The following is a 22,861-nucleotide window of genomic DNA, read 5'->3' as shown; positions in this document are numbered from 1 at the left end:
CCCTTGCGACCCTGCGGAGAACCGCAGGTCGGGGGTGCTACTCGATCGTCCGCATGGTGTAACGACCCCGGCCCGGCCGGCATTCCGCCACCGGGGTGCCCCCGACCACACCCCCGAACCCGACAAACGCCCCATCCGGCGCCGACCACGCAGCACCCCACCGAGACGGGGCATCGCCCCCCAAGCCGACGCCCGAGCCGATCGCGGTTGAGCCGGCCGCCGGCGGGTCGGTCGGGGCCCGGCCGAGCCGACGGTCAGGTCGCGGGCGGGTCGAGGCGGGTACGTACCTTCGCGGCGCACGCCTCCAGGACGGTCCGGGCGTCCAGTCCGAGGCTCTCGACGGCGACCAGGGCGGTGAACGCGACGTCGGCGAGTTCCGCCGCGACGTCCTCGTGGGTGTGGGTGACCCCCTTGCGCGGGTTCTGTCCCACCAGGCCGATCCAGGCGCCGGCCACCTCGCCCGCTTCCTCGGTCAGCTTGAGGATCCGGCAGGTCAGCTCGGCCTGACCGGTGCCGTTGGCGGCGTCCAGCCACGCCCGCGCGGCACGGGCGGCATCCCAGATCGACTCGTTCACGCGATCAGGAAAGCCGACGACGACACCGGCACCCGCCGGCCCGGTGCGGAGCAACCGGGGATCTGACTGACCGGACGATCAGGCGGCCATTGACACCGGTGGAAGGGGGTGCCTAGTTTCAGATCCCTACCGGCTGGTAGGTATCCGTCCCGCCCGCCTCACCACCGGGCGGCCACCCGTCCCAGGGAGCGACGATGGCGTCGTCCACCACCCGTACCCTCCGCCGCCTACTCGGCGCCGGCGTGGCACTGGCCGTCGCGGTCGGCCTCGCCGGCGCCGCGCCGGCCTCCGCCGCCGGCGACCGGCACGCCGACGGTACGCAGCCACTGCCCGGCTACACCATCAGCAACCCGCCGCTGGACCCGCTCGTCGTGGGCGGCGCACCGACCACCGTGCGGCAGGGCGTGCACCGGCACTCGGCGTACATCGTCGAGGTCCCGGCGAAGTGGAACGGCGACCTGGTCATGTGGGCGCACGGCTACCGGGGCCAGACCACCGTGCTGTCACCCGAGACCCCCGGCTTCGGCCTGCGGCAACGCCTGCTGGAGCAGGGGTACGCCTGGGCGTCGTCGTCGTACTACCGCAACGGCTTCGACATCCGGGCCGGCGTGCTCGGCACCAAGGACCTGGCCGACCACTTCGGACGGTTGGTCAAGCGTCCCCAGCGGACCTACCTGGCCGGCGTGTCGATGGGCGGGTACGTCATCGGCCGCTCGTTGGAGCAGTTCCCCGGCTACTACGACGGTGGCCTGCCGATGTGCGGCGTGCTCGGTGACCACGAGCTGCTGGACTTCTACCTGGACTACAACCTGGCCGCGCAGGCCATCGCGGGAGTGCCCGCGTATCCGACGCCGCCGGACTACCTGACCAACGCGGTGCCCCGGATCCAGGTGGCGCTGGGCATCACCGGAATCACCCCGACCAGTCCGAGCATCACCAACGAGCGCGGCCGGCAACTACGGGACATCACCGTCAACCGCTCCGGCGGTCCCCGCCCGGGCACGGACGCGTCCTTCGCGATCTGGAAGGACTTCCTGTTCGGCATCAGCGTCACCGACGGCGGTGACTCCCCCGCCCAGCGTCCCGGTCAGCTCGCCACGAACCTGCTCACCCGCTACCGGCCGAACTCCCCCGTCGACGTCAACTCCACCGTGCGCCGGGTCGCCCCGGAGAACCTGCTCCAGCGACTGCTGCCCACCCTGACCGAGGTGCCGCGCATCGCCGGCCGCCCCACCGCCCCGGTGGTCAGCCTGCACAACCTCGGCGACCTGTTCGTGCCCTTCTCGATGGAGCAGGCGTACGCCCGGGACGTGGCGAGGAACGGCCGCGCCAAGCTGGTCGTGCAGCGGGCCATCCGGGCCGCGCAGCACTGCGAGTTCACTCCGACCGAGGCCGGCACCGCCTGGGACGACCTGGTCACCTGGGTACGCCACGGCAAGCGCCCGGCCGGCGACACGGTCACCGACCGGGCGGTGGTGGCGGCGCCGAACTACGGCTGCCGGTTCAGTGACCGGGCCGCCCATGCCGCGGGCGTCGGCACCCGCCGTCTCTACCCCGCCTGCTGAGCCCCGCCCCCCATCTCGTCGTCCGGGCCCGGCCGTCGGCCCGGACGACGAGACCGGCCGGGCACGGTGCCGGCGAGCGGAAACGGGGGCGGAAGGCTGGGCGAACAGTCACCGCGGGGTGCAGCGTGACGTACGCCCGCCCCGGTAGACACATAGACCATGACGAACACCCTCGACCGTCGTACCCTTCTGCGTGTCGCCGGCGTGTCCGCCGGCACGGCCGTCCTCGCCGGTGCGGCCCTCACCGGGCCGGCCCGGGCTGCGGACGGCGCCTTCCGGCACGGCGTGGCCTCCGGTGATCCGCTACCCGACGGGGTTCTGCTGTGGACCCGGCTCACCCCGACCGAGGAGGCTCAGCCCGGTTCCGGTCGCGGCCCGGACGTGGACGTGGCCTGGCAGGTGTCGGCCGATCCCGACTTCTCGACGGTCGCCGCCCAGGGCGCCCTGGTCACCGGCGCGGACCGCGACCACACGGTGAAGGTGGCGGTGACCGGCCTGGCCCCCGCCACCACCTACTGGTTCCGCTTCGGTCACGGCGGTGGATGGTCGCCGACCGGGCGGACGATGACCGCGCCGCCGGTGGACGCCGAGATCGACCGGCTGCGGCTGGGCGTGGTGTCCTGCTCGAACTGGGAGGCGGGCTTCTTCGCCGCGTACCGGCACCTGGCCGAGCGCGGCGACCTCAACCTGGTGGTGCATCTGGGCGACTATCTCTACGAGTACGGCACCGGGGAGTTCGACGCGGGTGGCACGGTGGTGCGCCGGGTCAGTCCGGCGCACGAGACGCTGACGCTGGCCGACTACCGGATCCGGCACGCGCTCTACAAGACCGACCCGGACCTGCAGGCGTTGCACGCCGCGGTGCCGTGGGTGATCACCTGGGACGACCACGAGGTGGCCAACGACCAGTGGTCCGGCGGGGCGGAGAACCACACCCCGGCCACCGAGGGGGTGTTCGCCGACCGGGTGGCGGCGGCCCGGCGTGCGTACGCCGAATGGATGCCGGTGCGGACCGGCGCCGACGGCGCGATCTACCGGCGGCTGCGGTTCGGCCGGCTGGCCGAGCTGTCCATGCTGGACCTGCGAACCTACCGCTCGCAGCAGGCGTCCGGGGTCGCGGTGGACGATCCCCGGCGGACGATCACCGGTGACGCACAGATGGCCTGGCTCAAGGCCGGCCTGACCTCCTCCGACGCCCGGTGGAAGCTGGTCGGCAACCCGGTGATGATGTCCCGGCTGGACGTCGGTGCGCTGCCGGCGTGGCTGCTCGGCCCGCTCGGCGCCCTGCTGGGCGTCCCGCAGAACGGCGCCGTGCTGAACACCGACCAGTGGGACGGCTACAACGCCGACCGGAACGAACTCGTCGACCACCTGCGCGCCGCCGGTACCCGGGACGTCGTCTTTCTGACCGGCGACATCCACACCTCGTGGGCGAACGAGGTGACCACGAGGGCCACCGGTTCGACCAACCCGGCCGCCGCCGAGTTCGTGGTGCCATCGGTGACCAGTGACAACGTCAACGACTTTCTGAACCTGCCGGCCGGCAACGCGCTCAGCCTGCTGGGTGCCGGGCTGGTCCGGTCGACCAACCCGCACGTGCGGTGGACGGAGTTGGACGGGCACGGCTACGGCGTGCTGGAGGTGACCCGGGATCGTTGCCGGATGGACTGGTACCACCTGGCCGACCGCACCCGCGCCGCGTCCGCCAGCCGCTGGGTGGCCGGCTGGTCGGTGGGGGCCGGCTCGTCGCGCCTGCGCCGGGAGAGCGCCCCGACGTCCTGACCGGCGTACCCGGACAGACACCGACCGGCCGGCCCGAGAGGGCCGGCCGGTCGGGCCGTACGGATGTCACCAGAGCTGGGAGACGATGTCCGCCGCCTGCTCCTCCCACTGCGCGTACGCGAAGGGGTAGGCCGAGACCTGCACCGTCTGCGCGGCCGTGGTCAGCGGCAGCTCCTGCCAGCCGCCGATGTTCTTGAGCGCGTTGAAGAACGCCGTCGCCGAGTAATCCGGGTCGGTGATCTGCTCCACCGTGCCCCAGCCCGACGAGGGCCGCTGCTGGAACAGGCCCTGCGAGTCGTGGTCGTTGTACGCGCCGAGGTGACCCAGGTTGTAGAGCTTCGACTCCTGCAGCGAGGTGGCGATGCCGATCACCGCGCCGCGCTCGCCGACACCGGTCTTCTTGGCCACCTCGATGATGGCCTTGGCGTTCTCGCGCTGCGCGTCGTCCAGCGGAATGCGGGACTGGGCGCCCTCCACACCGTGCGGGATCAGCTGGTCCCGGGTGGGCTTGCCGGCGCCCGGCTCGTCGGTGGCACCGCCGGTGGTGAGGCCCGACTCGACGGTCACGCCCTCGGTGCCGGCTCGGCCGGTGGCCTTCTCGATCGCGGCCACCGCGCCCTGGTGGGGGCCGCCGACCACGGGCGCGGCGACGGCGGTCGGTCCGAAGGCCAGACCGCCGAGGGCGGCGACACCGACGACACTGAGCGCGATCTTGCGGTTCGAGTCCTTCGCGATGGCCGGGAGCCATCGAGTGAAGTCGTCCTTCACGATGTGCCCTTTCGGTCAGGCGAAGCGCTCCGGGGTGAGCACTCCTGGGGGATTGGCAGCGCCGGCTGGGGTTTGCTCTCCGGCGGTACGGGGGACACAACCTGGTTACCGGTAGTGGCATTCCGGAGGCAAAGGGTCGTGCGGAGTCTGCGATCGAGGTCACTCCGGAAGTCGGGACACCTCGACACGACCGGACCCGAGCGATCAAAAACGGACGCCGCCGACGTTCGGATCGGATCGGTCAGCGGTCGTGTGGGGTGCCGTACCGGACGAGGACGTGCCAGAGCTGCTTGAGGTGCTGCAGCGTGACCTCGGTCGGCCCCCGGTCGGCCCACCGGTCCGGTTCGGTGACCACCGAGACGGCCGCGCGGCCGACCAGGGCCGCGTCCACCGGATCGCCGGGATTGGCGAACTCCGCGTGCACCCGGGCCGCCAGCGGTGGTATCGCCGGGCCCCGGAAGTCCGGGTCGATCCCGTCGACCGGCAGCACGAACCCGGCGTGGCGGCGCAGCGGCACGCGGTGTCGGTGGGACAGCCGGTCCAGGGTGGCGCCGACCGCGGTGCCGTCGAAGGACGGGTCCACCACCAGGGCCTCGACGTCCCGGGCCAGGTGAACGGTGCCGTGGACCTGAGCCTCGACGTAGTCGTCCAATGCCCGACCGGCGGGCCGCCCGGCCCTGGCCGGGCGGGTCGACCCGCCGGTGCCGGCCACCGCCCGCGCCGTCGTTCCGGCCGCCCTCCGCGCCCGGGTCTCGACGGCGTCCTCGCGCCGACGCAGCACCGTCCGCACCAGGGTGACCAGATCGGCCGGCACGCCGAGGGCCACGCCGGTGTCCGCGGCGGCGGTGAGCAGCGCCGCCAGCACCGGCTCGAACACGTCCACGGTGCCGTGGTCACGGGGCAGCAGGTGGCTGTCGCCGAACGTGAACGTGGTGCGGGCCGACACCTCCGGGCGCAGCACCAGGTGGCAGGAGCCGAACCGCGGACACGCGCCGTCCGGGTGGTCGAGCAGGTTCAGGCCGCCGTACACCGGCCGGTCGCCGGGGCGTACGCCCGGTGTCTGGTACGCGCCACCGAACATCGCCTCCTCCCAGCGGTCCCGGTCGCCGCCCGGGTACGCGGTCAGCCCACCGTTGGAGATGCCGGTGACGAACTGGCTGCGGTACACGCCCTCGTCGAGCAGCGCCTCGGCGACCGGTCGGCCGTCGGCGCACAGCCGGTCCGGGTGGAAGTTGACGGTCAACCGCCCGTGCCGGCCGATCGCCGCGATCATCTCCTCCGGACGGTGGCCGATCCCGGAACCGGCGAGCACCCGGGCGATGACGGCCAGGGCGGCCGGACGCCGCGACAGGGCCCGATCGCGTACGTGGGCCAGGGCGGCCCGCTGGGCGGCGGTCAGCACGGCGGCGGTCAGCCCGCCCGGTCGCCCTCGGTGCCGAACCCGTCGAGATCGGCCCGCTCGTCCGGGTCGCGCAGTTCCTGGAACAGGGTGATGTGCAGGCCGGCCGGTGCGTCCAGTCGGGAGTTCAGCGACTGCCACGGCGTCACCGTGGGCGGCGCGACCTCGGTGGCGCCGGCGTCGACCAGTCGTCGGGTGGCGGACCGCCCGTCGTCCACCTCGAACGCCAGCCGCAACCTCGGCGCCACCTGCCGGCCCACCTCGACCTCGTCGATCATCGCCTTCTGCGCCGGGTTCGCGATCTCCAGGGTGGCCCGGCCGGCGTCGAGGATGACCACCCGGGCGTCGCCCTCCCCGGCGTACGCCGCCTGCTCGGGCAGGCCGAGCGCGTCGCGGAAGAACCGCACCGCGGCGTCGTAGTCGGCGGCCTCCACGACCAGCCGGAGCTGGCGTACGACGGGGACGGGCGGGGCGTCGTCGGCGGTCATGGCGACGCAGCCTAGCAACGGCCGGGGACGCCGTGGGGTCAGTGGCCGCGCGCGATCCACTCCGGCAGGTGCGGTGCCTCGGCGGCGACCGTGGTGCTGTCGCCGTGCCCGGTGTGCACCACCGTCGGCGGCGGCAACGTCAGCAGGCGCTCCCGGATCGAGGTGACGATGGTGCCGAAGTCGCTGTAGGAGCGGCCGGTCGCGCCCGGGCCGCCGGCGAACAGGGTGTCCCCGGTGAACACCACGCCGAGGTCGGGCGCGTGGAAGCTGCACGCGCCGGGGCTGTGCCCGGGGGTGTGCAGCACGGTCAGCGTCGTCCCGGCCACCTCGACCCGCTGCCCGTCGCGCAGGTCACCGTCCGGCTCCCGGTCGGGGTGCACCAGGTCCCACAGCACCCGGTCGGCGGGGTGCAGCAGCACCGGCGCACCGGTGGCCCCGGACAGCACCGGCGCGACCCGTACGTGGTCGTCGTGGGCGTGGGTGGCGAGGATCGCGCGGACCCGGCGGCCGGCGACGGCGGCGAGGATCGCGTCCACGTCGTGCGGGGCGTCGACCACCACGCACTCGGTGTCGTCGCCGACGATCCACACGTTGTTGTCCACGTCGAAGGTCTGGCCGTCCAGCGAGAACGTGCCGGAGGTGACGGCGTGGTCGACCCGGGCGGCCATCAGAAGACCACCACCGAGCGCAGCACGTCACCGTGGTGCATCCGGTCGAACGCCTCCTCGACCTGGTCCAGCGCGATCTCCTCGGTGACGAAGGCGTCCAGGTCGAGCCGGCCCTGAAGGTACAGCTCGGTGAGCAGCGGGAAGTCCCGGCTGGGCAGGCAGTCGCCGTACCAGCTGGACTTCAGCGCGCCGCCGCGGCCGAAAACGTCCAGCAGCGGCAGGTCCACCGTCATGTCCGGGGTGGGTACGCCCACCAGCACGACGGTGCCGGCCAGGTCACGGGCGTAGAAGGCCTGCTTCCAGGTCTCCGGGCGGCCGACCGCGTCGATGACCACGTCGGCGCCGAAGCCGCCGGTGGCCGCGCGGATCGCCTCGACCGGATCCTCGGCGGAGGCGTTCACCGTGTGGGTGGCCCCGAACCTGCGCGCCAAGTCGAGCTTGCGGGCGTCGGTGTCCACCGCGACGATCGTCGTCGCCCCGGCGAGGGCCGCACCGGCCACCGCCGCGTCCCCGACCCCGCCGCAGCCGATGACCGCGACCGAGTCGCCCCGGGTGACGCCGCCGGTGTTCATCGCCGCGCCCAGGCCGGCCATCACGCCGCAGCCGAGCAGGCCCACCGCCGCCGGCCGGGCGGACGGGTCGACCTTGGTGCACTGCCCGGCGTGCACCAGGGTCTTCTCCGCGAAGGCGCCGATGCCCAGGGCCGGGCTCAGCTCGGTGCCGTCGGTGAGGGTCATCTTCCGGGCCGCGTTGTGGGTGTCGAAGCAGTACCAGGGTCGACCCCGCCGGCAGGCCCGGCACACGCCGCAGACGGCCCGCCAGTTCAGCACCACGAAGTCGCCGGGCGCGACCGAGTCGACGCCCTCACCGACCTGCTCCACGATCCCGGCCGCCTCGTGGCCGAGCAGGAACGGGTAGTCGTCGTTGATGCCGCCCTCGCGGTAGTGCAGGTCGGTGTGGCAGACACCGCAGCTCTGGACCCGTACGACGGCCTCACCCGGACCGGGGTCGGGGACCACGATCGTGGTGACCTCGACCGGTGCGCCCTTGCTGCGGGAGATGACTCCCCGGACCTGCTGGCTCACGTCGTCCTCCTGCTCCGGGCCGCCGGCGCGGCGCCGTGCGTCCGGTGCCACCGCCGGCACCGCCGATCACGTCCTCGGGCGAACCTACCGCCGATCGGCGCGGGCGGCGCGGTGACGCCTCGAATGCTTAATCCGGTCGGTGCCGGGTAGGCGGCCGGCACGGTCAGCCGTCCGACGGGAGTACGTCATGAAGCTCGCCCATGTGCCGCTGCGCGTCAGTGTCGGCGCGTTCATCCTCAACTCCGGCCTGGGCAAGCGGAGCCTGGAGGGGGAGGCCGCGCAGGGCGTGCACGGGATGGCGGTGGGGGCGATACCGCAGCTCGGCGCGCTCCCCCCGGAGCGGTTCGCCATGCTGCTGTCGCGCGGCGAGATCGCCCTGGGCGCCGCGCTGCTCGCGCCGTTCGTACCGTCGGTGCTGGCCGGTCTGGGACTGGCCGCGTTCGGCGCCGGGCTGGTGCAGCTCTACCTCCGGACGCCGGGGATGCGCGAGCCGGGCAGCCTGCGGCCCACCCCGCAGGGCATCGGCCTGGCCAAGGACGTCTGGCTGGTCGGGGCCGGCCTGACCCTGGTCCTGGACGACCTGACCCTGCGCCGCCGACGGCTGCGCTGACCCGGTGCCGGTCGGCAATTCCGGGCGGGAACGTGACCGGCGACACACCGAAGATCGCCGCGGACACGCCCGGACAGCGGGCGACACCCGTCGATGGTGGGCAGAATCATGACATGTCGCGCCGCCGATGGCTGCTCGCCGACCAGCTCGGCCCGCACTTCCTCGACGACCTGGATCAACCGGTGCTGCTCGTGGAGGCGCGGGAGCTGTTCCGGCGCCGAATACTGCACCGGCAGAAGGCCCATCTCATCCTGTCCGCGCTGCGGCACCGCGCCGCCGAGCTGGGCGACCGGGCACTGCTGCTGCGCACCGGGACCTTCCGCGAGGCGCTGGACCGCGTCGGCGGGCCGGTCGAGCTGGTCCACCCGCACTCCCGGTCGGCGCTGGCCTTCGCGCGTACCGTCGAAGGGCTCACGATCCTCCCGCCGCGCGGCTTCCTCACCGACCGGGCCGACTTCGCCGCCTGGGCCGACCAGGTGCGGCGCGGGCCGCTGCGGATGACCGACTTCTACCGGTGGGCGCAGCGGCACCACCGGGTGCTGGTCGATCCGCCGGCCGGCGGCGGCCCGCCCCGCCGCCGCTCCCCCGCCGACACGCTGGACGTTCCCGCGCCACCGGAGATCGTCGAGGACGACATCGACGCCGAGGTGCGCCGCGACCTCGACCGCTGGGCAGCGGAAGGGGTCCGGTTCGCCGGCCGGGACGGGCCGCGCCGCTACCCGGCGACACACGCCGAGGCCGACGCCCGGCTCCGGCACTTCGTCCGGCACCGGCTCGCCGAGTACGGCCGCTACGCCGACGCGATGAGCGCGGAGGATCCGACCCTGGCGCACAGCGTGCTGTCGTCCTCGTTCAACCTGGGGCTGCTGCACCCGGAGCCGGCGATCCGGGCCGCCGAGCGGGCCTGGCGGGACGGGTCGGTGACCCGGTCGGCGGCGGAACCGTTCATCCGGCAGCTGCTCGGCTGGCGGGAGTTCCTCTGGCAGCTCTACTGGTACTTCCAGCCCCGGTTCCGGGGGGTCGGCTGGCTGGCCGCCACCGAGCCGCTGCCCGAATGGTTCGACCAGCTCGACGCGGACGCGGTGGAGGCCCGCTGCCTCGCCGACGTGCTCACCGGCGTCCGGGACCGGGCCTGGGCGCACCACGCACAGCGACTGCTGGTGCTCGGCAACTACGCGTTGCAGCGCGGCTGGCGTCCGACGGAGCTGGTGGACTGGTTCGAGCGCTGCTTCGTCGACGGCACCGGCTGGGTGATGAACGCGACCGTGATCGGCATGAGCCAGTACGCGGACCTGGCCCGGGTGGACACCCGGGCGTACGCGGTGGACGGCCGGCACATCGACGAGATCAGCGACTACTGCACCGGCTGCCGGTACGACCCGACCCGGGTCCTCGGCGACCTCGCCTGCCCGTACACCGGGGGGTTCGAGGCGTTCCTGCACCGCAACGGGGAGCGGCTGCTCGGCGACCCCCGGCTCGCCGCCGAACTGGCCGACCGGGACGACCCGGAGCGCCGGGAGGCGGTGCTGGCCCAGGAGGAGAAGCGGGGCAGCACCGCGCCCTGACGGCTCAGCCCGCCTCGGCGGTCCAGGTGTCGCGCAGCAGCCGGTGGAACGCCTCGGCGCACTCGATCTGCGGCATGTGCCCGCAGTCGGTGAACAGGTGGGTGCGGGCCCGGGGCAGTCGCGCGCGTGCGGCGTCCAGGTGGGTCGCCGGCAGGATCAGGTCCCGGTCGCCCCAGACCACCAGGGTGGGCACGTCGAGACGTTCCAGCCGGGCCAGCAGTTCCTCCCGCCAGTGCGGGCTGACCCCCCGGAACGAGCCGAGGTGGCGTGCCGTCTCCAGCATCACCCGGGCGGCGTGCGGCTGCCGGGCCACCTCCAGGGCGTACGCGATCCGCTCGGCGGTGGCGAACGCCGGATCGTGGAACAGGGACAGCTCGGCGCGGCGGGCCGCGTACCGGGTGGGTCGCAGCAGCAGCCGGCCCAGCGGGCGCAGGGCGAGCAGCCGCAGCGCGATGGTCACCTCCCGGCCGAAACCGGCGGGGTTGACCAGCGCGAGGCTGGCCACCCGGTCCGGCTCGGCCGCCGCGAACCACATCGCCACCGCGCCGCCCAGGGAGTTGCCGACCAGGCGTACCGGCTGGTCCACGCCGACCGCGTCGAGGTAGTGCCCGACGAACCCGGCCAGGTTCGGCAGCGTGTAGGGCGCGGCCATCGGCAGCGAACCGCCGTAGCCGGGCAGGTCGACGCTGTGCACCCGGAAGTCGTCGGCGAGCCGCTCGTGCAGGTCGTCGAAGTCGCGCAGGGAGCGGCCGATGCCGTGCAGCAGCAGCACCGGCGGGCCGTCGCCGTCGACGCGGTGGCAGACCCGCCGGCCCTGCACGGTGACGTGCCGGGGACGCCGGCCGGTCGGGGCGGTCACGCCGGGCCTCCCGCCGGGTCGGTCGCCGCCTCCGGCCGCCGGGGCGCGGGGACGGTCGGCGCGGTGGGGGCCTCCGCCGGCACGGCCGTCGCACGGCGGGCCGGGTCGCCGGCGGCCCGGTTGAGCCCGGCGACGAGCAGTTTGCCGTACGACGCGGGCGCCAGCCGGGCCAGCAGGTCGGGCAGTTTCGCCGACCAGCCGATGAGCACCCGGCCCCGCCGGCGCCGGACGCCCCGCAGGATCACCTCGGCCGCGGTGGCCGGCGGGATGGACAGCAGTTTCTCGAACTGGCGCAGTCCGGTCTCGTACTCCTCGGCGGCGACGCCGCTGCCGACCCGCGCGTTGCGGGCGATCCGGGTGTTGATGCCACCGGGGTGCACCGAGGTGACACCGATGCCGTCGTCGACCAGCTCGTGACGCAGGGCCTCGGTGAAGCCGCGAACGGCGAACTTGCTCGCCGCGTACGCGGCCTGCCCGGGTGGTGCGATGAGCCCGAAGAGGCTGGAGATGTTGACCAGGTGGGCGCCGGGCTCGGCCTTCAGCGCGGGCAGCAGGGTGTGGGTCAGCTGCACCACGGCCCGGAAGTTGATGTCGACGACCCAGCTGAACTCCTCCAGGGTCACCTGGTCGAACCGGCCGCCCAGCGCGACACCGGCGTTGTTGACCAGCAGCCGGATCCGCGGGTGCCGCCGCCGGATCTCCTCGGCCACCCGGGCGGTCGCGTCGGCGTCGGCGAGGTCCACCACGTACGCGGTGAGCTGCCGGTCCGGGTGCGCGGCGCGGATCGCGGCGACCACCGTGTCGAGGCGGGCCGTATCGCGGTCGAGCAGGACCAGGTCGGCGTGGCGGCGGGCGAGGCCGTGGGCGAGGGCCTCGCCGATCCCGCTGGCGGCCCCGGTGACGACTGCGGTGCCGCCGGGGAAGACGAAGTCACGCACGGACGGTGCTCCTCTCTCCAGCGCCGGCCCGGGAGAACCGGACGCCCTCGTCGGTCAGCCGGCCGTGCCGCATCAGCAGCACGTCCCGGGGGTAGTTCTGGTAGAGCCGCCACGGCGCCCGGGCCCCCTGCTTGGGCAGGGCGTCGACGCTGCGCAGCACGTACCCGGCGGTCAGGTCGATGATCGGGCGCAGCTCGCCGTCGGGCGGCGGCAGCGGCGTGACGATCTGCTGGCCGGTGCGGTCCAGGTGGCGCAGCAGCCGGCACACGTAGGTGGCGACCAGGTCGGCCTTCAGCGTCCAGGACGCGTTGGTGTAGCCGATGGTCATCGCGAAGTTGGGCACCCCGGAGAGCATCATGCCCTTGTAGGCCACGGTGCCGGCCAGGTCGACCGGCCGGCCGTCGACGCCCAGCGTCATGCCGCCCAGGGCGAGCAGGTTGAGCCCGGTGGCGGTGACCACGACGTCGGCGGCCAGCTCGGCACCGGAGCGCAGCCGGACGCCGGTGGCGGTGAACGTGTCGATCGTGTCGGTGACGATCGACGCCCGGCCCCGCTTGATCGCGGCGAACAGGTCGCCGTCGGGCACCACGCAGAGCCGCTGGTCCCACGGGTCGTAGCGGGGCGAGAAGTGCCGGTCCACGTCGTACCCGACCGGCAGCCGGCCCCGCGCGGCCCGCCGCAGCAGCCTCTTGACCAGCCCCGGGGCGCGGCGGCTGGCCTGGAAGTTGACGGTGCCGAGCAGGACGTTCTTCCACCTCACGACCGGGTAGACGGCCTTCTCCGGCAGCACCCGGCGCAGCGTGTCGGCGACCACGTCGCGCGAGGGCAGCGCCATCACGTAGGTGGGCGAGCGCTGGAGCATCGTGACGTGCGCGGCCTGCCGCGCCATCGCCGGCACCAGGGTCACCGCGGTGGCGCCGCTGCCGATCACGACGACCCGCCGGCCGGTGTGGTCCAGGTCCTCCGGCCAGTGTTGCGGGTGGACGATCCGCCCGGCGAAGCTCTCCACGCCGGGCAACGGCGGCGTGTAGCCCTCGTCGTAGCGGTAGTAGCCGGAGCAGGTGAAGAGGAAGTCGCAGGTGACGGTGACGTCCTCGGCGGTGTCGGCGCGGTGCGCGGTCACCGTCCAGCGGGCGGTGTCGCTGTCCCACTCGGCGTGCCGCACCCGGTGGTGGAAGCGGACGTGGTCGGTGACGCCGTACTCGTCGGCCGTCCGCCGGACGTAGGTGCGGATGGCGTCACCGTCGGCGATCGCCTTCGGGTCGGTCCACGGCTTGAAGGAGTAGCCGAGGGTGAACATGTCCGAGTCGGACCGGATGCCGGGGTAGCGGAACAGGTCCCAGGTGCCGCCGATCGCGCCCCGGGCCTCCAGCACCGCGTACGTCTTCTCCGGACAGTCGCGGATCAGGTGGCAGGCGGCGCCGACACCGGAGAGGCCGGCACCGACGATGAGCACGTCGACGTGGTCGGTGGTGGCCATGTCGTCTCCCGTGTCGAGGCGGTGGCATCGGACCCTATCCACGGCTCTCGACGTGCGTCAACACCCTGTCGACGGCAATCGACATAGTGTCGAGGCGGTGTATCGTCAGCGGTCATGACGTCCTCCCGTACGGCCGCCGGCACCGCCACGCCGCGCGGACGCCGCGCCGGTCGGACCTCCGGCGACGAGCGGGAGCAGGCCATCCTCGGCACCGCCGAGCGGTTGCTGGAGCAGCGGGCCTTCACCGACATCTCCATCGACGACCTCGCCCGGGGCGCGGGCATCTCCCGGCCCACGTTCTACTTCTACTTCCCGTCCAAGGACGCGGTGCTGCTCACCCTGCTGGACCGGGTGGTGGAGGAGGCCGACGCGGACGCCGGCGACCTGCTGGACCGGCTCGCCGAGGATCCCCGGGCCCGGTGGCGGGAGCTGATCGACCGGTTCCACCGGACGTTCGGCGGGCACCGCGCGGTCGTCGCGGCCTGCGCCCAGGTGCGCGGCACCAACGCCGAGGTGCGCCGGCTCTGGGCGGCGGTGATGGAACGCTGGGTGCAGGCCATCGAGGCGGCGATCGAGGCCGAACGACGGCGCGGCGCGGCACCGGCCGGCCCGCCGGCCCGGGACCTGGCGATCGCGCTGAACTCGATGAACGAACGCGTCTGGTACGCCACCTTCGCCGGCGACGGCCCGTCGGTGGCCGAGCGGGACGTGGTCGACGTGCTGCTCGACGTCTGGCTCGCCGCCATCTACCGGTAAGGAAGGGCCCCTTCTTAACGCCTGGCGTTATAAAAGGGCCCCTTCCTAACCGGCTCGACCGCGTCGCCCGGGTGCGGCGGGTCATCGACTGTCGCCGTGATGTGCCACCCTGGGGGCGACGACACCGGTCACCGGAGGTGATGGCCACGCTACGCCTGTGTGCACTCGTCGCCCTCGGAGACACCGCCGCGATCACTGTGGACGTCCCTGCCGGCACCACCGCCGCCGTGGTCGCCCCGGCCCGGCTGGGCACCGCCGTCGCCCGGGTGGTGGCCGGGCTGGCCCCGCCGACCGCCGGGCAGGTCCTGGTCGGCGACCGCGACGTGACGGCCCTGCCGCCGGCACGTCGCCGGATCGGCTACGTGCCGGCCGGCGGCGCGCTGCTGCCGCACCTGACCGTCCGGCGCAACATCGCGTACGGGTGGCGGCGCCGGGAGCGGGTCCGGGAGGTCGTCGACGACTGGACGGCCGCCGTGGTGGACCGGCTCGAGCTGGCCCCCACCCTGGACCTGCGGCCGCACCTGCTGTCCGAGGCGCAACGGTTCCGGGTGGCGCTGGCCCGGGCGGTGGCCTGCCTGCCCGAGGTGCTGGTGGTCGACCTCCCGTCCACGATCACCGGCGGGGGCCGGCTCGCCGACCTGGTCGACCGGGTCACCCCGCCGGACACGCCGGGTGCGGCGGTGCTGGTGTGCACCGCCGATCCCACGGTGGCGGCGGACGCGGCGGTGGCCGTGCGGGCGGCGGCGTGACCGGGCGGCGGGTGGCCGTCACCGGTGGGCCGGCGGCCGGCGCACGGTGGGACCGCCGTACCCTGCTGCGGGCCGCCGCGGCCACGGCCGTGACGCTCGCCGGCGGTTGCGGTCGGACCGGGCCGTCGATCCAGGTGGCGGTGGTGTGGGGCGGCGGCGAGCTGACCAACTTCCGTCGGGTGGTGGCCGGGTTCGGTGACGTGCGGGTGGTCACCGCCGGCAACGACATCGACGCGTTCCTGCGCGCCCGGCAGCTCGCCGGCACCAGCCCGGACGTGGCGATCCTGCCCCGCCCCGGCCTGGTCGTCGAGTACGCGCGCCGGGGCTGGCTGCGCGAGGTCACCCCGTCCAGCGGCTACGCGCCGCCGGTCGGGATGGCCGACCTGCTGTCCACCGGCGGCCGACGGTACGGGGTCTGGGTCAAGGCGGCACACAAGTCGCTGTTCTGGCACCTGCCGTCCCGGCTCCCCGAGCCGCCGCGCAGTTGGGACGAGCTGGTCCAGCTGACCCGGCGGCTCGGCGGACTCGCCCGGCGGGGCGCGGGACCGGCGCCGCTGGCCGTCGGCGCGGCCGACGGCTGGGTGCTCACCGACTGGTTCGAGAACGTCCTGGCCGACGTGACCGGACCCGGCTTCTACGCGGCGCTGGCCCGCGGCGAGGCCGACTGGCGCAGCCCGCAGGTGCGGGCGGCGCTGGACCGGCTCGCCGAGCTGTGGAGCGTCGCGGGCGCCTTCCCCGGCGGCGGACGGCGCGCCCTGCTCACCCAGTTCGAGGACTCGGTCATCGACGTCGTGCACCGCCGGCGCGCGGTGATGGTGTTCGAGGCCGACTTCGTCGCCGACACGGCCCGCGAGTTCGCCGCCGGCGAGGCCGCCCGGACGTTCCGCTTCCCCGGCGCCCGCCGGGCCGACCGCCCGCTGATCGTCGGTGGCGACGCGGCGGTCGTCTTCGCCGGGTCGGAACGGGGCGCGGAGCTGGTGCGCTGGCTCAGCGACGGTGCCGTGTTCGGGCCGTGGCTGGACGCCGGCGGCTACCTGTCGCCCGACGTGTCGGTGCCACTGGACAGCTACCGCGACGCGGTGCGCCGCGACCTGGCGGCCGACCTGCGGGCCGCCGAAGCGGTCCGCTTCGACCTGTCCGACCAGCTGCCCGGCCCGTTCACCGGGTCCGACGGGGTGGGCATCTGGCGGATCATGCAGGACTTCTTCGCCGACGTCACCGGCGGGGTGGCCGCGGGCGAGGCGGTCCGGCGGGCCACCGGCCAGTTGGCGGCGGCGGCCCGGTCGGCGGGAGGGGGCCGATGACCCGGATCCTCGGCGAACCGGCCGTCCTGGACGACGTGGGCCCACCCCGGCGAGGTCGGGCGTACCCGGCGGCCGGGGCCACCACGGCGCTGCTGGTGCCGGCGGCGCTGCTGCTCGGTGGTCTGCTGGCCTGGCCGGTGCTGCGGACGCTGCACGCCAGCGTCACCACCGACGGCCGCTGGGTCGGCGCGGCGCACTTCCGCACCGCGCTGGCCGCCCCGGGCACCGGCGCGGTGGTCGCCCGGACGCTGCTCTGGGCGCTGGTCGTGCCGGCGGTGGTGACCGTCCTGGGCTATCTGCTGGCCGCGGCCTCCCGCCGGTCGCAGGAGGGCGGCCTGGTCCGGCTCATCCTGGTGGTGCCCATCGCGGTGCCGCTGGTGGTCACCGGGGTCACCTTCCGCCTGCTCTACGAACCGGACCCGCAGCGCGGGCTGGTGACCATGGTGGCGGCTCGGCTCACCGGCCGGTCGCTGGCCGAGGCACCCCAACTGCTCGGCCCGCGACTGGTCACGGTGGCGCTGATGTCGGCGTTCGTGTGGGCCTGGGTCGGGCTGGCGGTGCTGGTGTTCCGGGCCGCCCTGGACGCGGTCCCGCCCAGCCTCACCGACGCGGTGCGCGCCTTCGGCGGCAACCGCCGCGACGTGCTGTGGGACGCCCAGTGGCGGCCCCTGCTGCTGCGTACCGCCGCCGTGGTCTTCGCCCTGGTGGCGGTCGGCACCAGCCGTACCTTCGACCTGATCCTGGTGATGGCCCCCGGCTCGGTGCGGGACGAGGCGGCGGTGCTGGCGGTGCGGGTGTGGCAGACGTCCAACGGCGTCACCACCGGCGAGGGCGCCGCGTTGGGGGTGGTCTGGCTGCTGGCGGTGCTGGCCGGGGTCCTGCTCGCGGCGCTGTTCGTCCGGCAGGCGTGGCCGCCGCCGCCCCGGCAGGCGTCGGCCGCACCGGGACCGGCGAACCCGCCGCCGCGGCGGGTGGTCCGGCTGCTCGCGGCGACCGCCGCACTGGCCTGGCTGGTGCCGCTCGGCGTGCTGGTCGCGACGTCGCTGCACACGCCGGTCGACGCGGCGACCCGGGCGTGGTGGTCCGCGCCGCCGAGCCTGGCCTCCTACGCCGAACTGCTCGGCGGTGACGAGTTGTGGCGCACCCTGGTCGTCACCCTGGTGCTGACCCTGGTGGTCACGGCGGGCGTCCTGGTGGTGGCGCTGCTGGCGGCGTACCCGCTGGCCTGGTTGACCGGTCCCCCGGCGCAGGCCACCGGGCTGATGCTGATGGCCGCCTGCGTGGTCCCGGTGCAGGTGATCGCCGGGCCGGTCAACGAGGTTCTCGGGGTGGCACTGTCCTCCGGCACCACCCGCGGCCTGGCGCTGGTGCACCTCGCGCTGGGGGTGCCGTTCGCCGTCCTGGTGCTGCGCAACGCCTTCGCCGACCTGCCCGCCGAACAGGTCCGCGCGGCGCGGGTGGGCGGACGGCACTGGTGGGGGACGCTGCGGCTGCTGGCCCGGCACAACCGGCCGGCGGTGATCGCGGTGGCGGTGCTGGAGTTCGTGCAGGTGTGGAACGACCTCGTGGTGGGCCTCCTGTTCAGCGGCCCCGGGGTGGTGCCGCTGGGGCTGTTCCTGGCCGGCCAGACGCGCGGCTTCGCGGCCAACAGCGGCGAGTTGGCCGCCGGCTCGGTCATCGCCGCCGTGCTGCCGGTGCTGCTGGTGGTGCTGGCCCGTCGGCATCTGGTCGCCGGCCTGGTGGCCGGAGGTGTGCGATGACCGACCCGGAGCCGTCGCCCCGCCGCTCCCGCCGGCCGGGACGGCTGAGCCTGCTGCTCGCCGCCACCGGCGTGGTCGGCGGCACGGCCAGCGCGGTGCTCGGCAACGTCACCGGCAACCTGCTCACCGAGCTGTCCCAGACGCAGCTCGGGTCGGCCAGCGCCGCCGTGATCGTGCTCGGCCTGGTGGGCGGCGTGCTGGTGGAGTGGCGGCGGCAGCGGCAGCGTCCGGCCGAGGCCGACGAGCCGGTCACCACCACCGCGCCGGGTGCGCCCACGCTGCCCTGGCCGTCGGGCTTCACCGGGCGTTCCGGCCACGTCGCGGCCATCGTCGAGGCGCTGCGCGAGCACCACGCCGTGGCGGTGGTCGGCCGGCGGGCGGTCGGCACCTCCGCCTGCGCGATCCAGGCCGCGAACCTGTGCCGGGACGCCTTCCCGGACGGGCTCTACTACCTGGACCTGCGCCGCGAGGGCCAGGCCCGGTCGGCCCGGCAGGTGCTGACCGACCTGGCCCGGATCCTGGGTTCCCGGCCGCCGGCCTCCGCCCGCGCCGACGACCTCGCCGACGCCGCCCACCAGATCCAGGGGCAGCTCGACGGTCGCGAGATCCTGCTGGTGCTGGACAACGTCGACCATCCGGACCAGGTCCAACCGTTGCTCCCGCCGACCGCCCGGACCTGCCGGCTGCTGCTGGCCGGGACGGCCGCGCTCGACGGGGTGACCGCGTACGGGCTGGTCGAGCCGGACACCGACGACGCGGTGGAACTGTTCGCCGCCGCCGGGGACGCCGCGGCGGTCGCCCGGCCGCACCGGCCGGACCCGCGCACCGACCCCGCCGTACGCGCACTGGTGGACCTGTGCGGGCGGCAGCCCCGGACGGTGGCCGAGCTGGGCCGGCGTACGGCACAGCACGGCTGGCGGCACGCCGACGTGCTGGAGACCCTGCGCCGCGCCGTCGAGACACCTCCGCACCAGCAGATCGCCGTCTCCCCGGCGACGCTGCTGGTGACCGGGCGGGACACCGCCTACCAGGCGTTGGGCGCCGAGGCCCGCCGGCTGTGGCGGTTGATGTCGCTGAGCCCGGTGCCGCTGGACCGCCCGACCATCGCCGCCCTGGCCGACCGGCCGATGCACCAGGTCGGCACGCTGCTGCACGAGTTGGCCGCCGGCGGGTTCGTCGACGGGGCGTCCGGGGACCGCTACGAGGTACGCGCCCTGCTGGCCCCGTACGCGCGGATGCACCTGCGCGACGCGGATCCGGTGCGGCGGCGCGTCGCCGCGCAGACCCGCCTCACCCGGCACCTGGCCCGCCGCGCCGAACGGCACGCCGCGGCGCTGGTGATGGCGGGTTCCGCACCGGATCGGGAACCGACGCTGGCGCTGGGCGACGACCCGGCGAGTTGGTTCAACCTGCACCAGGAGCTGCTGCTGGCGGTGGTCCGGGTGCCCAGGGGGGCGGCGGAGACGCTGCCCCGGCGGGTACGCCGGTGGTGGTTCCGGCTGGCCGTGGCGGTCTGCGGTTGGCTCGCCCACGCCGAACGGCTCGCCGAGTGGGAGGACGTGTGCCGCACCGTGCTGCTCACCCCCACCGCCGACGACCGGCCGGAGATCGCCGGTTGGGCGCACAACGAACTGGGCGTGCTGCGCCGCCGCCGGGGCGACCCGCAGGGCGCGGCGACCGCCCTGAGCCTGGCGGTGGCGGAGCGCGGGCGGCGGGGCACCGCGCAGGCGCGGATGAACCTCGGGTTGGTGCTGCTGGACCTGGGCCAGCTCGACGACGCGGTGGAGCACCTGGAGCTGTCCCGCCGGCACCGCTCCGGCGCGGACCGGGCCGGGCTCGCCCTGACCCACCTGGGGCTGGGCGCCGCCCGGCTGCGGCGCGGGGAGTTGGAGACCGCCCACCACCACCTCGTGCGGGCCGCCAACACGTTCCGGGCCCTCGGCGACGCCCGGGGGTACGCCGCCGCGCTGACCAACCTGGTCCTGGTGCACCACGGGATGGGCGAGCACCTGGACGCGGCGCAGGCGTGGCGGGCGGCGCTGCGCGAGTACGAGTCGGTGCCCGACCCGACCAACCGGGCCGCCGCGCTGCTCAACGCCGGGGCCATCCTGCTGGCGACGGCGACCTCGATCGCGACGGCGTCCCCGGCGGCGGCGCAGGGGCAGGTGCGCGCGGCGTACCAGATGCTGGCCGAGAGCCGGCGGCTGCGCGGGGACCGGCCGACCGCCGGGTTGGGCCGCACGCTGCTGCACCTCGGTGACGCGGCGGCGGCGTTGGGCGACCCCGGCGAGGCACGCCGGCACTGGGTGGACGCGGCCGTGGTGTGCGAGGAGGCGGGCGACGCCGAAGGGCAGGCGGCGGCCGACGACCGGCTGATCGCCGTACTGTCCTAGGCGGCGGGTGTGCCGTCCGCGACGGCGTCCGTCCGCGCGGCCAGCAGTTCCCGTAGCCGGTCCACGCCCGGCTCCAGTCCGGTCAGCGACACGTGGATCTCGTGCGGGCGCTGGATGCCGGACAGGCCGCCGTTGCCCTGGGCGACCAGCCGTGCCCACTCCCAGCGGCCCAGCGGCGGCCGGGTCCGCTCCGGCGCGGCGACCTCCACCACCAGAAGGTGGTGCAGGCGACCGCGCACCTCGGCCACCGCCAGGTCCGCCCAGTCGACCGCCAACTCGGTGCCGTCGCGGCGGGTCAGCCGGAGTTCGTCCCGGCCGACCACCAGCGGCAGCCCGTTCTCCCGGCTCAGTCGCGCGTACGGGCCGGCCAGGCTGAACAGCATCAGCAGCAGGTACGGCAGCGGGGAGTACCAGGCGGTGTCGAAGACGACGGTGAGGACGGCGAACACCGGCAGGGCCGGCAGCGTCCAGATCGCGTAGTGCCGCAGCACGCGTGCCCGTGATCGTCCGAACCGGACCTCGTCCGGCGTCGCCCCCGTCGCCATGGGGGTGTTGATTACCGCCCGCCAACCGGGCCAAACCCACCACGGCCGCGCTGTCCACACAAGACGGTGCCCGATCAGTGCGGCCCGCCGAGGTCGCGCAGGGCGGCGGCGACCGTGGCAACGCCCTCGGCGATGGCGGTCGCGGTGCTGGCCGCGTACCCGAGGACCAGGCCGGGTCGGTACGGCCGCTGGCAGTGCCAGGACAGCGGCTGCACCTTCACCCCGCGGGCCAGCGCGGCCGTGGCCAGGTCGGTGTCGGCCACGGCGGTGTCCAGGGTCAGCATCAGGTGCAGCCCGGCCGCCGCCCCGTGTACCCGCGCTCCGGGCAGGTGGCGGGCCACCGCGTCGACCATCGCGTCGCGCCGCCGGACGTGCCGGCGGCGCAGCAGCCGCAGCTGCCGTTCCAGCGCGCCGGAGGTCATCAGCTCGGCGAGCACCAGCTGCGGCAGCACCGCGTTGCCGAGGTCGGCGTTGCGCTTGGCCGCCACCACCGCGTCCCGGTGCCGGGCCGGGACCAGCAGCCAGCCCACCCGCAGCGCCGGGGCGAGCAGTTTCGACACGCTGCCGGCGTAGCAGACCTGGTCGGGCAGCTGGGCGCGCAGCGCCGGCACCGGCGGCCGGTCGTACCGGTGCTCGGCGTCGTAGTCGTCCTCGATCACCAGGCCGCCGGCCCGGGCCCACCCGATGAGCTGCCGGCGGCGCTCACCGTCGAGCACCACGCCGGTCGGGAACTGGTGCGCCGGCGTCAGCATCACCGCGGCGACACCGCTGCCGGCCAGCTCGTCGACCCGCAACCCGGCGCTGTCCACCGCGACCGGCGGGGTCCGCACCCCCCAGTTGTTCAGGTGCTGCCGGACCCCGAGGGAACCGGGGTCCTCCACCGCGACCGTGGTGACGCCGGCCGGGCGGAGCGCCTGGGCGAGCAGCCCGAGGGCCTGCGAGACACCGGTCGTGACGATCACCTCGACCGGGTCCACCGCGATGCCCCGGCTGCGCGCCAACCAGTCGGCCACCGCGCGGCGCAGGGCGGGCGCGCCGCACGGGTCGCCGTAGCCGAAGTCCGACGCGGCCAACCGGCGCAGCACGGTCCGTTCGGCGCGCAGCCAGTCCGCACGCGGAAAGGCGGCCAGGTCGGGTACGCCGGGCGTCAGGTCGATCCGCGCGGGCGCGGCGCGTACCGCGTCGAAGATGTCGGTGCCCGGCGCCGGCGGGAACGCCGCGGCCGGCGCGGGCGCGGCCGGCGGGTCGGGCGACGGTACGGCCGGCGCGGCGACCACGACGGTGCCGCCCCGCCCCCGGCCGGCGACGTGCCCCTCCTCGGCCAACCGCTGGTACGCCTCGACGACGACGCCCCGGGAGACACCGAGGTCGGCGGCGAGCACCCGGCTGGCGGGGAGTCGACCGCCGACCGGCAGCCGACCGTCGGCCACGGCGGCGCGCAGTTGCCCGGCCAGCCAGTCCGCCCGACCGCCGGCCGGGGCGCACGCGATGTCCAGGTGCAGGAAGTCCGACCCGGCGTTAGGAAGGGACCCTTTTACCACGCCAGGCGTTAACAAGGGGCCCTTCCTTCGC

General features: G+C 74.8%; 20 protein-coding genes. 9 read left to right on the top strand and 11 right to left on the bottom strand.

The annotated features are described in order from the left end of the window. Nucleotides 1-254: 254 nt before the first annotated feature. Nucleotides 255-575, bottom strand: coding sequence for a MazG-like family protein (locus D7223_RS32120; protein ID WP_120733413.1), 321 nt, complete (start codon nt 573-575; stop codon nt 255-257). A gap of 194 nt (nt 576-769) precedes the next feature. On the opposite strand from D7223_RS32120, the gene D7223_RS32115 reads away from it, so the two are divergent. Next, a complete protein-coding gene (locus D7223_RS32115; protein ID WP_120733411.1) occupies nt 770-2,140 on the top strand; it encodes an alpha/beta hydrolase family protein in 1,371 nt (456 codons plus the stop codon). A gap of 159 nt (nt 2,141-2,299) precedes the next feature. Next, nucleotides 2,300-3,922 carry an alkaline phosphatase D family protein gene (locus D7223_RS32110; protein WP_120733409.1) on the top strand — a complete coding sequence of 541 codons (1,623 nt, stop codon included), beginning with the start codon at nt 2,300-2,302 and terminating at the stop codon, nt 3,920-3,922. A gap of 66 nt (nt 3,923-3,988) precedes the next feature. Here the strand turns inward: D7223_RS32110 and D7223_RS32105 are convergent, their stop codons facing one another. The 5 genes from D7223_RS32105 to D7223_RS32085 all read right to left on the bottom strand — a co-directional run bounded on the left by D7223_RS32105 (nt 3,989) and on the right by D7223_RS32085 (nt 8,330). Continuing rightward, on the bottom strand, nt 3,989-4,690 hold the full coding sequence (locus D7223_RS32105) for a hypothetical protein (protein WP_120733407.1): 702 nt from the start codon (nt 4,688-4,690) through the stop codon (nt 3,989-3,991). A 241-nt stretch (nt 4,691-4,931) separates the two neighbouring features. Then, on the bottom strand, nt 4,932-6,092 hold the full coding sequence (locus D7223_RS32100; RefSeq protein ID WP_238162329.1) for a DUF3626 domain-containing protein: 1,161 nt from the start codon (nt 6,090-6,092) through the stop codon (nt 4,932-4,934). Nucleotides 6,093-6,100: 8 nt separating this feature from the next. After that, nucleotides 6,101-6,577 (bottom strand): VOC family protein, encoded by a 477-nt coding sequence (locus tag D7223_RS32095; RefSeq protein WP_120733405.1) that lies wholly within the window; start codon nt 6,575-6,577, stop codon nt 6,101-6,103. A gap of 38 nt (nt 6,578-6,615) precedes the next feature. Continuing rightward, a complete protein-coding gene (locus tag D7223_RS32090; protein ID WP_120733403.1) occupies nt 6,616-7,245 on the bottom strand; it encodes an MBL fold metallo-hydrolase in 630 nt (209 codons plus the stop codon). Next, nucleotides 7,245-8,330 (bottom strand): S-(hydroxymethyl)mycothiol dehydrogenase, encoded by a 1,086-nt coding sequence (locus D7223_RS32085; protein WP_120733418.1) that lies wholly within the window; start codon nt 8,328-8,330, stop codon nt 7,245-7,247. The genes D7223_RS32090 and D7223_RS32085 overlap by 1 nt, the downstream gene beginning before the upstream one ends. A gap of 187 nt (nt 8,331-8,517) precedes the next feature. On the opposite strand from D7223_RS32085, the gene D7223_RS32080 reads away from it, so the two are divergent. Both D7223_RS32080 and D7223_RS32075 read left to right on the top strand, forming a co-directional pair. Beyond that, the gene (locus D7223_RS32080) at nt 8,518-8,940 is read left to right on the top strand and encodes a hypothetical protein (protein WP_120733401.1); all 423 of its coding nucleotides are present in this window, start codon (nt 8,518-8,520) and stop codon (nt 8,938-8,940) included. A gap of 113 nt (nt 8,941-9,053) precedes the next feature. Beyond that, a complete protein-coding gene (locus tag D7223_RS32075; RefSeq protein WP_120733399.1) occupies nt 9,054-10,505 on the top strand; it encodes a cryptochrome/photolyase family protein in 1,452 nt (483 codons plus the stop codon). 4 nt (nt 10,506-10,509) lie between these two features. On the opposite strand, the gene D7223_RS32070 is transcribed toward D7223_RS32075, so the two are convergent. The 3 genes from D7223_RS32070 to D7223_RS32060 are packed head-to-tail and all read right to left on the bottom strand — an operon-like array spanning nt 10,510 to nt 13,782. Beyond that, nucleotides 10,510-11,364 (bottom strand): alpha/beta fold hydrolase, encoded by an 855-nt coding sequence (locus D7223_RS32070; protein ID WP_120733398.1) that lies wholly within the window; start codon nt 11,362-11,364, stop codon nt 10,510-10,512. Beyond that, nucleotides 11,361-12,302: an SDR family NAD(P)-dependent oxidoreductase gene (locus D7223_RS32065; protein WP_120733395.1), complete on the bottom strand. Its 942-nt coding sequence runs from the start codon at nt 12,300-12,302 to the stop codon at nt 11,361-11,363. Before D7223_RS32065 ends, D7223_RS32070 begins: the two co-directional genes overlap by 4 nt. Then, the gene (locus tag D7223_RS32060; protein WP_120733394.1) at nt 12,295-13,782 is read right to left on the bottom strand and encodes a flavin-containing monooxygenase; all 1,488 of its coding nucleotides are present in this window, start codon (nt 13,780-13,782) and stop codon (nt 12,295-12,297) included. Before D7223_RS32060 ends, D7223_RS32065 begins: the two co-directional genes overlap by 8 nt. A 114-nt stretch (nt 13,783-13,896) precedes the next feature. On the opposite strand from D7223_RS32060, the gene D7223_RS32055 reads away from it, so the two are divergent. From D7223_RS32055 to D7223_RS34070, 5 genes are all read left to right on the top strand, one after another. Then, nucleotides 13,897-14,538: a TetR/AcrR family transcriptional regulator gene (locus tag D7223_RS32055; protein WP_120733392.1), complete on the top strand. Its 642-nt coding sequence runs from the start codon at nt 13,897-13,899 to the stop codon at nt 14,536-14,538. Nucleotides 14,539-14,678: 140 nt separating this feature from the next. After that, nucleotides 14,679-15,287, top strand: a complete 609-nt coding sequence (locus D7223_RS32050) for an ATP-binding cassette domain-containing protein (RefSeq protein ID WP_147252524.1) — start codon at nt 14,679-14,681, stop codon at nt 15,285-15,287. Next, a complete protein-coding gene (locus D7223_RS32045) occupies nt 15,284-16,591 on the top strand; it encodes an ABC transporter substrate-binding protein (protein ID WP_158610960.1) in 1,308 nt (435 codons plus the stop codon). The genes D7223_RS32050 and D7223_RS32045 overlap by 4 nt, the downstream gene beginning before the upstream one ends. Next, nucleotides 16,588-18,351, top strand: a complete 1,764-nt coding sequence (locus tag D7223_RS32040) for an ABC transporter permease (RefSeq protein ID WP_120733386.1) — start codon at nt 16,588-16,590, stop codon at nt 18,349-18,351. Before D7223_RS32045 ends, D7223_RS32040 begins: the two co-directional genes overlap by 4 nt. Continuing rightward, a complete protein-coding gene (locus D7223_RS34070) occupies nt 18,348-20,744 on the top strand; it encodes a tetratricopeptide repeat protein (RefSeq protein WP_120733384.1) in 2,397 nt (798 codons plus the stop codon). Before D7223_RS32040 ends, D7223_RS34070 begins: the two co-directional genes overlap by 4 nt. Here D7223_RS34070 and D7223_RS32030 read toward each other — a convergent pair. Continuing rightward, on the bottom strand, nt 20,741-21,289 hold the full coding sequence (locus D7223_RS32030) for a hypothetical protein (RefSeq protein ID WP_147252525.1): 549 nt from the start codon (nt 21,287-21,289) through the stop codon (nt 20,741-20,743). The two genes, D7223_RS34070 and D7223_RS32030, sit on opposite strands and share 4 nt — an antisense overlap. Before the next feature lie 74 nt (nt 21,290-21,363). Continuing rightward, nucleotides 21,364-22,830: a MocR-like pyridoxine biosynthesis transcription factor PdxR gene (gene pdxR, locus D7223_RS32025; protein ID WP_238162328.1), complete on the bottom strand. Its 1,467-nt coding sequence runs from the start codon at nt 22,828-22,830 to the stop codon at nt 21,364-21,366. Between the last annotated feature and the right edge of the window lie 31 nt (nt 22,831-22,861).

Source organism: Micromonospora endolithica (genome assembly GCF_003626595.1).
Taxonomy (GTDB): Bacteria; Actinomycetota; Actinomycetes; order Mycobacteriales; family Micromonosporaceae; genus Micromonospora; species Micromonospora endolithica.
The sequence above is the reverse complement of the archived record's forward strand: the minus strand, read 5'-3'. Positions and strand labels throughout refer to the sequence as shown.

What these genes read in the sequence shown, in the direction of transcription:
- D7223_RS32075 (WP_120733399.1), top strand. Translation starts at nt 9,054, where the DNA reads ATGTCGCGCCGCCGATGGCTGCTCGCCGACCAGCTCGGCCCGCACTTC.
- D7223_RS32040 (WP_120733386.1), top strand. Translation starts at nt 16,588, where the DNA reads ATGACCCGGATCCTCGGCGAACCGGCCGTCCTGGACGACGTGGGCCCA.
- D7223_RS32055 (WP_120733392.1), top strand. Translation starts at nt 13,897, where the DNA reads ATGACGTCCTCCCGTACGGCCGCCGGCACCGCCACGCCGCGCGGACGC.
- D7223_RS34070 (WP_120733384.1), top strand. Translation starts at nt 18,348, where the DNA reads ATGACCGACCCGGAGCCGTCGCCCCGCCGCTCCCGCCGGCCGGGACGG.
- D7223_RS32050 (WP_147252524.1), top strand. Translation starts at nt 14,679, where the DNA reads ATGGCCACGCTACGCCTGTGTGCACTCGTCGCCCTCGGAGACACCGCC.
- D7223_RS32115 (WP_120733411.1), top strand. Translation starts at nt 770, where the DNA reads ATGGCGTCGTCCACCACCCGTACCCTCCGCCGCCTACTCGGCGCCGGC.
- D7223_RS32060 (WP_120733394.1), bottom strand. Translation starts at nt 13,782, where the DNA reads ATGGCCACCACCGACCACGTCGACGTGCTCATCGTCGGTGCCGGCCTC.
- D7223_RS32110 (WP_120733409.1), top strand. Translation starts at nt 2,300, where the DNA reads ATGACGAACACCCTCGACCGTCGTACCCTTCTGCGTGTCGCCGGCGTG.
- D7223_RS32030 (WP_147252525.1), bottom strand. Translation starts at nt 21,289, where the DNA reads ATGGCGACGGGGGCGACGCCGGACGAGGTCCGGTTCGGACGATCACGG.
- D7223_RS32090 (WP_120733403.1), bottom strand. Translation starts at nt 7,245, where the DNA reads ATGGCCGCCCGGGTCGACCACGCCGTCACCTCCGGCACGTTCTCGCTG.
- D7223_RS32095 (WP_120733405.1), bottom strand. Translation starts at nt 6,577, where the DNA reads ATGACCGCCGACGACGCCCCGCCCGTCCCCGTCGTACGCCAGCTCCGG.
- D7223_RS32080 (WP_120733401.1), top strand. Translation starts at nt 8,518, where the DNA reads ATGAAGCTCGCCCATGTGCCGCTGCGCGTCAGTGTCGGCGCGTTCATC.